This is a genomic window from Cetobacterium sp. (assembly GCF_051653945.1).
Taxonomy (GTDB): Bacteria; Fusobacteriota; Fusobacteriia; order Fusobacteriales; family Fusobacteriaceae; genus Cetobacterium_A.
The window spans coordinates 38,018-47,821 of sequence record NZ_JBOFXD010000084.1; the positions used below are offsets into that span (position 1 = coordinate 38,018).

Below are 9,804 nucleotides of genomic sequence, written 5' to 3' on the forward strand. Positions count from 1 at the left end.
ATCCTCCACTTTTTTAATTAATTTTACCTCATATTCTATCATAACCTCTTTTAAGAGGTCAAACTTTTGTTAAACTTTTCATCAACATCCTCTTGAAGAACTTGGTTATTTATTTTACCTTTATTTTCTTTTAAGTACTCCATACAAATATCTTTAACTAACTTTATTGTTTTTACATCGTGAACTATATCTATAAATTTCAAATCACTTAACCCACTTTGTTTTACCCCAAAAATCTCTCCAGCTTTTCTCAATCTCAAATCTTCCTCTGCTATTTTAAACCCATCTTCAGTACTTTCTAAAACCTTAAGTCTTGCTGCTGAATTATCATTCTCTGTATTTGAAAGTAAGAAGCAATAGGATTGATGTTCTCCTCTTCCAACCCTTCCTCTAAGTTGATGCAGTGTTGCAAGTCCAAAACGTTCAGAGTTTGTTATCACCATTATACTTGAATTAGGAACATTTACTCCAACTTCAATAACTAAAGTAGAAACCAAGATATCTAGTTTATTATTTTTAAAAAGATGCATAACTTCATCTTTTTCCTTATTTTTCATTCTACCATGCAAAACTCCCACTCTATATCCTGGTAATTTTTTTAGAACTTCATTATATAACTCCTCTGTAGATTTTGCTGAAAGTTTATCACTTTCGTCTATTAAAGAAGCTACAAAATATGCTTGACGTCCCTCTTTTAATTTTCTATCTATGAAGTTGTACATTTTTTCTTCGTCCTCTTCTTCAACAATCCATTTGGTTTTTATAGGTTTTCTTCCAGGTGGTAGTTCATCTATTACAGCTACATCCAAATCTCCATATATACTTAAGGCTAATGATCTTGGAATAGGAGTTGCACTCATAACAATAAGATTTGCCAAAACACCCTTATCTCTAAGTCTTTTTCTTTGTAAAACTCCAAATCTGTGTTGTTCATCTATAACTATTAATCCTAATTTTTGAAATTCAACACTCTCCTCTATTATTGCATGAGTTCCTATTACAATATTTGTTTCCCCTGCTTTTATTCTATCTAACAATTCAGTTTTCTTTTTCCCTTTTATACTTCCAGTTAAAAGCTCAACTTTTACTCCTAACAATTCCAAAGTTTCATAGATAGAAAGATAATGTTGTGTTGCCAAAATCTCTGTTGGAGCCATTAAAACTCCTTGGTAACCATTTTCCACCATATATAAAAGTAACAGTACTGCAACTATTGTTTTTCCACTTCCAACATCTCCCTGAACTAAATAATTTATTATCTTTCCAGAATTTATTCCTTTATATATCTCTGTTATAACTTTTTTTTGAGCAGTTGTCAGGGAAAATGATAAACCCTCTAAAAATTTTGAAACCAATTTTTTATTTCCTTTAATCTCATAACGTCCACTATTAGTTAAATCTATCTCAAAACGCTTTTGAAGTATTCCCATCTCCAATATTAAAAGTTCCTCTATTGCAAATCGTCTTTTTGCTTCCTCTAAATTTCTTGGACTTGTGGGGGAATGAATCTCTTTTAAAGCACTTTTTCTATTCATAAGTTTATATTTTTTTACTATTTCTTCAGGTATATTTTCTTGAAATATATCCAAATAATTTTTTAATGCCTCTTTTAAAATTCTTCTTAAACTGTTTTGATTTAACTCTTTTATAGAACTATAAATCGGTAAAATTTCTCCAGAATTTTCTTGACCTTTATACAATTTAAACTCTGGATTTACCATTTGAAATGTATACCCTCTTTTTACATTTCCTATAAAAATATATTCTTCCCCTATTTTCAAACTATTCCTTAAATATGGTCTTTGAAACCATACAACTTCTAAGATTCCAGTTCCATCATTCACTGCTGCCTTTATCATTTTCATTCCTGTTCTTGTAGGAGGAGCTGATATATTCATTATATTTGCTTTTAATACAACATATTCATCTCCACGAAGCTCACCTATTTTTTTTAAATTTGTTCTATCGTCATAGGCTCTTGGAAAATAGTATATTAAATCATAAAGTGTCTCTATATTTAATTTTTTTAATTTAGAGTATGTTGTACTTGAAACTCCTTTTATATTAAATAATTCTATCTCTTTATAAATATCTTTATATATCATAATCACAACCTTTTTTCTAATTATAGCATACTTATATATACTTTATAATATGTTTTAACCATTCATAAACTTTTATTTTAAAATTAGAATCTCTTAATTTCTATCAATAAAAAAACTGAGGAATAATCCTCAGTTTTTTACGCTACAGATACCTCTACTTTTTCACTTTTCTTAGGTAATATCAGATTCATCACAACCGCTAACGTTCCAGCCACAACAAACCCCGAATCTGTAAATATATATCTTATGCTTTCTGGGAAAGCTTCAATTACTCCAGGAACTAATCCTATTCCATATCCTAACCCCAATGAAACTGCTAATATAACCGCATTTCTTCCCTCAAGTGGTTCTTGATTTATAAGATTTATTCCACTAATTGAAATCATAGAAAAAATCATCACTAAACTTCCACCTATAACACTTTGAGGAACTAGTGTAAAAGCCGCTGCAATCTTTGGTATAAATGCACTTACTACTAAAAATAGTGCTCCTATTCCTACAACAAACCTACTCATTACACCTGTCATTGCAATTATTCCTGTATTTTGGCTAAATGAAGTTGTTGGCAACACTGAAAATATAGTTGCAAATGCACTTCCAACTCCATCACAGATTATTCCACCTTTAAGCTCTTGATCTTCCAGCTCCCTTTTAGCTCCACCCATTGTAATTCCAGACATATCTCCCATTGTCTCAATAGCAGATACTACAAACATCATCACCATAGGAATAATTGCTTCTATATGAAATGAATATCCAAAAGAAAATGGTTTAGGTATACTAACCACATCTGCTTGTAAAAGCGGTGTTATATCTATCTTTCCCATAAAAAAAGCTATTATTGTACCCACTATTGTCCCTATAAAAATTGCTCCTGAACTTGTTATTCCCTTTGTAAACTCTTTAAAAAATATCACTACCGCTAAAACTATTGCTCCTAAAATTAGATTCTCTTTTGATGCAAAATCAGGTGCTCCATATCCTCCCGCAAAACTATTTATCCCAACTGGTAAAAGGTATAATCCTATAGCTAATATCACAGTTCCTGTAACTATTGGTGGAAAAAACTTTCTTATTCTCTTCATATGAAATCCTAGAAAAGCTTCAAAAATTCCTCCTATTAATGCGGCTCCTAAAACTCCTTCATACCCAAATTTACTAGCTATCGATATAGCCACTGGTGCAAAAGAAAAGTTAGTTCCCACGACTACTGGCAATTTAGCCCCCATAGGTCCTAATGTGTAAACTTGTACCAACGTATTTAGTCCAGCCACAAATATTGTAGCTTGAATCAAATTAATTTTTATGTCCTGAGTAAAACCAAGTATTCCTGCAACTATTATTATAGGTGTTATATTTCCCATAAACATTGCCATAATGTGTTGTAGTCCCAATGGAATTGCTGTCTTTAAATCTGGAACTCCGTTTAAGTCATAAGGTGATTTGTTTCTCTGCATATTTAAAATTTCCTCCCTATTTTAAATAAAAAAGCATAGACTCATGGATAGAATCTATGCTTAAATGCAGTCAGTTCTACCCATAGTGTCTTCATTTACGGTAAAGACGTAGAAACTATTGGACCATATTTCCAAAAATATATGAGTATGTTTTTTATTGTTTTTTTATTTTTATAGTTGCTCTAATAACTCATCTGATATATCAAAGTTTGAATAAACATCATTTACATCATCTAAATCATCCAAAGCTTCATATAAAGCCATTACTTTTTTAGCAGTTTCTAAATCAGTAATTTGTACTTTATTATCTGGAATCATTGCAACTTCTGCTTCAGTTACATTGTACCCAACTTTTTTTAACTCTTCTGCTACTGTATTGCAATCTGCTGAATCTGTTAAAACAGTAAACTCTCCATCTTCCTCTTTAACATCCTCTGCTCCAGCTTCTAGAGCTGCCATCATTAATTCATCTGCATCTACACCTTCAGCTGTAACTATAATTTCTCCTTTTCTTTGGAACATCCAAGATACAGCACCATCTGTACCTAAATTTCCATTTCTTCTTGAAAAAGCAGCTCTCACTTCTGATGCTGATCTATTTTTATTGTCAGTTACAACCTCAACTATGAAAGCTGTTCCTTCTGGACCATACCCTTCATATCTAATCTCCATGTAATCTACACCTTCAAGTTCACCAGTACCTTTTTTAATAGCTCTTTCTAAGTTATCTTTTGGCATATTAGCAGCTTTTGCTTTATCTATTGCAAGTCTTAATCTAGGATTAAAGTTAGGATCTCCTCCAGCTTCCTTCGCTGCAATTGTTAACTCTTTTCCTAATTTTGTGAATAGCTTTCCTCTTTTAGCGTCTTGAGCACCTTTTCTATGCTTTATATTAGACCATTTACTATGTCCTGCCACAAAAACTCCTCCTCATTTTAAAATATCTTTTTAAATTCTATCATAACCATTATTTTTTTTCAATATATTTGGGTACAAGCTCCATTTTTTCCTTCACTTTTTCTAAAATGATATCTGGAGTGATTAACCTATACCTCTCTTCATAGGATAAACTATCGTATGTTTTATCTGAAAGTATATCTTTTGGCTCTATCCCCTCATGCCTTTTATTGTCTCTTGAAAGCCAGTCTTTCTTGCTAGAACCAGGGCTAAATATAGAAAAACTTGGAATATCTATAGCTTGAGCTAAATGTCTAGGACCACCCTCATTTCCTACAAAGATATCACAGTTCGATAACAACGCTCCTAACTCTCTTATACTTTTTGTATTTATATCTGATATTATTCTTTTATCCCACTTTAGCTCTTCATGAAATTTTTTAGCAAATTCTTTTTCACTTAAAGAATAATATAAAATAATTTGGCAATTGAATTCATTTAACATTTTTTTGCTAACTCTTTCATTAAATCTATGGGGTAAACCTTATTTTCTCTTCTTGAGTTTATAGCTAAAGGAATTATTATTTTATTAAAATCTACTCCTGCTTCTTCCATTCTTTTTCTTAAATCATTTTTCTCTTCATGTAAAAACTTTAAAGAGTAATTTTTATCTAACTTTACATCTATTCCATCATCTATAAGTGGTTCTAACATTTTTAAAAACTTTTCAACTTTGTCAAATTCACTTGAAGGTTCTGGTATACTATGTGTGTATGTATATCCTCTTTTTGGTTTCCATCTCCCTATTTTATACTTTGCTTTTCTAGAAAATAGTGTAAAAACCTCACTTTTAGGAGTAGACATTATATCAATAACTATATCATAATCAGCTCTTGTTACATTCCAAACTTTTTTTAAATATTTAAACGGATTCTTTTGCTCGTCTTTTGATATAGATATAACTTTATTTAAATAATCCTGATGCTCAAACAGTGGAGCAACATGATCATATAATACATAATCAACTTCAGCATCGGGATATGTTTCTTTTAAACTTTTACATATTACAGAAGATAGTATCGCATCCCCAATTTGTTTAAACCTTACTACTAAAATTTTCATATCAGATCTCCTCTATGCTATTTTTTATAGTCTTTAAATCTCCCCAAAATTCTACTGCTACTTTAGATCTTTTTCCACCATCATCTCTGGATTTTTTAGCAAAATTAGCGTCATATGTTGCCAATAACTTTACATTCCCTCTCCAATCTAAAATTTTCCCTTTTTCTTGAAGGAACTTAAACTCTCTTTCTAATAATAGCTCTGCCACGTCTTGTCCTAACGCTACGATAACTTCTGGATTCATCAATGAAATCTGCATCATTAGATATTCTTTCAAATCTCTTTTATCTCTTTCTTCTAACTCTCTATAGTTTTTTTCAGATTTTGTTAGTGTTGTAATATAGTAATCCTCTGGTAATAATCCTACTATATCACAAAGCTTTATTAAAAATTCTCCACTAGATCCTGGTCTTACTTTTAAATTCTCATCTATATATAAATTAGAATCATCGCCTACGAAAAGTACCTTTCCATAAAAGTTTCCTGTTCCTAAGACTATTTTTTCATTGCTATTTTTTAAAATATCTGTCGTTCCTATCTCAAATTTTAACTCTTCTAATAGTTTTTCAATCTCCTCCATAACTCCTCCTAAAATTTAATTAACTTACTACATATATCTTGATGAGCAATTTCTACTGAAATATCAATATTATGCCTTAATAATTCATCTAAAACTGCATCTATAGCTAATTTTGGATCATTGCTATCCTTACTCATATGAGCTAAATAAACTTTTTTTAATTTATCATGATATAATTCTCTGATAAACCTAGCACAATCATTATTTGATAGATGCCCATTCCTGCTTTTTACACGAGCCTTTAAATCCCAAGGATATGAGCAATCCATTAATTTATGATAATCATAGTTACACTCTATAACCATTACATCTACATCTCTAAAGGCTTCTCTAACAGTATTATCTACATATCCTAAATCTGTAGCTATCGCAACTTTACTTCCTGAACTTTCCTCTATTCTAAATCCTATTGTTCTTTCTGCATCATGCATTACATCAAATGGGTATACCATACTATCTCCAACCCAAAAAGCCTCTTCTATAAATCTTAAATTTTCATCTTTAATTTTTCCAATTTTTAATATTCCAGCTTCATAGCTCTCTTTTGTGATATAGATGGGAATATCATATTTTCTTGATAATATTCCTGCTCCTTGAATATGATCTCCATGTTCATGCGTTATTAAAATCCCATCTATATTACAAATCTCTATATTTATTTTTTTTAACTGTTCTTCTATTTTTTTTCCACTAAATCCAGCATCGATTAATAAGTTTATATTATCAGTTTCTATAAAAAGAGCATTCCCTTTACTTCCACTTCCTAGTACTGCTAATTTCATGACACTTCCTTTCTAAATATATATCTTAAGTGTATATTATATCATAAAAAAACCTCTTAGCAAATACTGCTAAGAGGTTAGATACTATACACTAATTAAATCTCTTCAAAATGGTCTTTTCCCACATAACATAATGGACAAATCCAGTCTTCTGGTACATCTTCCCATTTTGTTCCTGGAGCTACTCCATTTTCTTGATCACCTATTGATTCATCATAAACATAATCACATATTACACATCTCATATGCTTTCCCATTTTATACCCCCCCTTTGATTAGTTACACCATAACCCATGAAGATTGCAATACTCTCTTGCACATACTGATTTACCTTTAGGTACCTTAAAGTATGCTTCAGGTGCTTCTCCTGGCTTTAAATATTTTCTATATAAAAAATCATCTACACAGATTTCTATCATTTGAATATAGTGCTCCTCTGTCATTGGGTGAGCTACTTCTTTACCAACTTTTACTAAATATCCATCCTCTTTTTCCTCTACAAATGGAACATGTTTTTCTGTTGAAGCATCTTGAGTTTTCTCTTTTACTAACTCTAATCCCTCTACAGAAATACCATCTTTATCTGCTACAATTACCTCTAATAATACTGGGTTTTCCTTCACTTTAAAAATTTCATAAACTTTCATGATAACCTCCTCTAATTATTAAATATATTTTTCATATTTTTTGTATTTTGATAACTATTTATTCTGACACTTAGGACAAGTTCCTTTAAAATAAACATGGTATTCATCAATTTTAAAATCTTTCATATCTCCTACAATAAGTTGATCAACTGTTACTGGGACATCAAAAACTTTTTTACAATCTACACACTTAAAATGACCATGTACATGTGTATCAACATCATATCTAGTTTCATTTTCTTCTATTGTTATTACTCTAGCAATTCCTTTTTCTATAAAAAGATTTAATGTATTATAAACTGTAGTTTTAGAAAGAGTGGGAATTTCAGGGCATAAAGCCTTATAAATCTCATCAACTGTTGGATGAGTTTTATTCTCTAACAAATATTCAAATACTTTCATTCTTTGATATGAGGGTTTTATATCATGTATTTTTAAATGTTCACTTATATTTTCAATATACATGCTTCCTCCTTTTGAAATAATTACAAAATTGTAACTATTCTTTTTAATTTAATATACACCTTTTTAGTATTTTTGTCAAGATATCATAATAAATTTTTAGTCATCAAATATCGATCAATTCCTTTTCCATACTCATCTTTTTGTAGCTCTTCTATTACGTAACCAGCTTTTTTATACATATCTATAGCCACAGTATTAGTAGGATCTACTGTTAAGTATATTTTTTCCATATCTAATTCTCTTAATCTATTCTGACTTTCTTCTAAAAGTATCTTTCCATAGCCCTTTCCTCTTTCCTTTAAAGATGTTGAAAATCCATATAAAAAAACCTCTTTTTTTCCTAATACTCCTTGATATTGAGCAACTGATAAAAGTTCATTATTTTCATTTAATAGTACATAGAGCTTTCCATATCTAATGAAGCTCATAATCATCCACATATCAGCTCCACCCATTACACCAAAACTTTCTACCTCATTATCAAATATTTTTTGAATTAACCCTCTATTTTCTGCATCAACTTCTATTACTTTCATTGCTCCTCCTAATATCCTATATCGAATAGATGAAGACCAAAAGGTTCAGCCACTATTTTTGCATACTGAACATTTGGATTTTTTAGCATTTCAATCAAATAATCCTCTGGCTTTTTTCCAAAATAAATCGATAAAACTGTACCTACTATTATCCTAATTTGAGATTTTAAAAATGCATTTCCTTTAATATATAATTTAATCGTCTTTTCATTTACTCTTTCAAATTTAGCTTCATAAATCTCTCTAATTGGAGTATTACTTCCGCAATCTGAAAGCCTAAAGTTTGAAAAATCGTGTTGCCCTACTAAAGGAGAAACTATTTTATTTAACCTTTCTAAATCTAATTGCTCATCTACAAAAGTAACATATCTAGACTGAAATGGATTTCTATCCTCTCCTATATAGTATTCATATGACCTATATGTTGCTGAAAATCTAGAGTGAAAATCTAAACCCATTTCCTGAACATCTAATATGAATATATCATTAGGAATTGAACTATTTATAATTCTTTTTATTTTTTCTAAAGGAATACTGGAAGTTGTATAAAAATTTGAAACTTGTTTTTTAGCATGAACTCCTCTATCAGTTCTTCCTGCAGAAACTAAATCTATTTTATTTTTAAAGATCGTTCCTAAAACTTTCTCTAGTTCTCCTTGTACAGTTCTAAAACCAGGTTGTCTTTGAAAGCCAAAAAATTCACTTCCATCATAACTATATGTCAATTTTATATTTCTTTCCACACTATTCTCCTTTTCCTTTTTTCTATATATAAAAAAAAGTCTTGAATATTCAAGACTTTATAGTATCTTATATGGTGCGAGAGGAGGGACTTGAACCCTCACGTCGAAACGCCAGATCCTAAGTCTGATGCGTCTGCCAATTCCGCCACCCTCGCAAAAAGATGGTGCGTCATACTGGGCTCGAACCAGTGACAACACGATTAAAAGTCGTGTGCTCTACCATCTGAGCTAATGACGCATCTTATAAAATTATTTGGGGTGACCGACGGGATTCGAACCCGCGACAACCAGATCCACAAACTGGCGCTCTACCAACTGAACTACGGCCACCAAATGGCGTGTCTGAAGGGATTCGAACCCCTGACCCACGCCTTAGAAGGGCGTTGCTCTATCCAGCTGAGCTACAGACACATTTGATAAATATTAAATTGGAGCGGGAGACGAGGGTCGAACTCGCGACATTCAGCTTG

12 protein-coding genes, 4 tRNA genes and 1 riboswitch are annotated in these 9,804 nt (G+C 31.0%); all 16 genes read right to left on the reverse strand.

Translation table 11 applies throughout. The features are described from left to right. Positions 1 to 50: 50 nt before the first annotated feature. Entirely contained in the window at positions 51 to 2,111 is a 2,061-nt protein-coding gene (recG, locus tag ACRC8M_RS09375; protein WP_438528901.1) for an ATP-dependent DNA helicase RecG, read from the reverse strand. A gap of 131 nt (positions 2,112 to 2,242) precedes the next feature. Beyond that, complete coding sequence (locus ACRC8M_RS09380) at positions 2,243 to 3,562, reverse strand: uracil-xanthine permease family protein (RefSeq protein WP_438528902.1); 1,320 nt, start codon at positions 3,560 to 3,562, stop codon at positions 2,243 to 2,245. A gap of 63 nt (positions 3,563 to 3,625) precedes the next feature. Beyond that, positions 3,626 to 3,727, reverse strand: a riboswitch (purine riboswitch). A gap of 6 nt (positions 3,728 to 3,733) precedes the next feature. Then, a complete protein-coding gene (locus ACRC8M_RS09385; RefSeq protein ID WP_438528903.1) occupies positions 3,734 to 4,480 on the reverse strand; it encodes a YebC/PmpR family DNA-binding transcriptional regulator in 747 nt (248 codons plus the stop codon). Between the two features lie 49 nt (positions 4,481 to 4,529). Beyond that, a complete protein-coding gene (locus ACRC8M_RS09390) occupies positions 4,530 to 4,964 on the reverse strand; it encodes a glycosyltransferase family 9 protein (RefSeq protein ID WP_438528904.1) in 435 nt (144 codons plus the stop codon). Beyond that, positions 4,958 to 5,581: a glycosyltransferase family 9 protein gene (locus ACRC8M_RS09395; protein ID WP_438528905.1), complete on the reverse strand. Its 624-nt coding sequence runs from the start codon at positions 5,579 to 5,581 to the stop codon at positions 4,958 to 4,960. Before ACRC8M_RS09395 ends, ACRC8M_RS09390 begins: the two co-directional genes overlap by 7 nt. 1 nt (position 5,582) lies before the next feature. After that, positions 5,583 to 6,161 carry a uracil-DNA glycosylase family protein gene (locus tag ACRC8M_RS09400; protein WP_438528906.1) on the reverse strand — a complete coding sequence of 193 codons (579 nt, stop codon included), beginning with the start codon at positions 6,159 to 6,161 and terminating at the stop codon, positions 5,583 to 5,585. A gap of 8 nt (positions 6,162 to 6,169) precedes the next feature. Beyond that, a complete protein-coding gene (locus ACRC8M_RS09405; RefSeq protein ID WP_438528907.1) occupies positions 6,170 to 6,943 on the reverse strand; it encodes an MBL fold metallo-hydrolase in 774 nt (257 codons plus the stop codon). A 95-nt stretch (positions 6,944 to 7,038) separates the two neighbouring features. Then, on the reverse strand, positions 7,039 to 7,200 hold the full coding sequence (locus tag ACRC8M_RS09410) for a rubredoxin (protein WP_438528908.1): 162 nt from the start codon (positions 7,198 to 7,200) through the stop codon (positions 7,039 to 7,041). 18 nt (positions 7,201 to 7,218) lie between these two features. Further along, on the reverse strand, positions 7,219 to 7,590 hold the full coding sequence (locus ACRC8M_RS09415; protein ID WP_438528909.1) for a desulfoferrodoxin family protein: 372 nt from the start codon (positions 7,588 to 7,590) through the stop codon (positions 7,219 to 7,221). Between the two features lie 54 nt (positions 7,591 to 7,644). Next, positions 7,645 to 8,055 (reverse strand): Fur family transcriptional regulator, encoded by a 411-nt coding sequence (locus ACRC8M_RS09420; protein WP_438528910.1) that lies wholly within the window; start codon positions 8,053 to 8,055, stop codon positions 7,645 to 7,647. 83 nt (positions 8,056 to 8,138) lie between these two features. Continuing rightward, complete coding sequence (locus ACRC8M_RS09425) at positions 8,139 to 8,591, reverse strand: GNAT family N-acetyltransferase (protein WP_438528911.1); 453 nt, start codon at positions 8,589 to 8,591, stop codon at positions 8,139 to 8,141. 8 nt (positions 8,592 to 8,599) lie between these two features. Continuing rightward, positions 8,600 to 9,334 (reverse strand): tRNA pseudouridine(38-40) synthase TruA, encoded by a 735-nt coding sequence (gene truA / locus ACRC8M_RS09430; protein WP_438528912.1) that lies wholly within the window; start codon positions 9,332 to 9,334, stop codon positions 8,600 to 8,602. 72 nt (positions 9,335 to 9,406) lie between these two features. Beyond that, positions 9,407 to 9,489, reverse strand: a tRNA-Leu gene (locus ACRC8M_RS09435). 7 nt (positions 9,490 to 9,496) lie between these two features. After that, a tRNA-Lys gene (locus ACRC8M_RS09440) sits at positions 9,497 to 9,572 on the reverse strand. Positions 9,573 to 9,588: 16 nt separating this feature from the next. Beyond that, a tRNA-His gene (locus tag ACRC8M_RS09445) sits at positions 9,589 to 9,664 on the reverse strand. A 4-nt stretch (positions 9,665 to 9,668) separates the two neighbouring features. Next, a tRNA-Arg gene (locus tag ACRC8M_RS09450) sits at positions 9,669 to 9,745 on the reverse strand. Positions 9,746 to 9,804 lie beyond the last annotated feature (59 nt).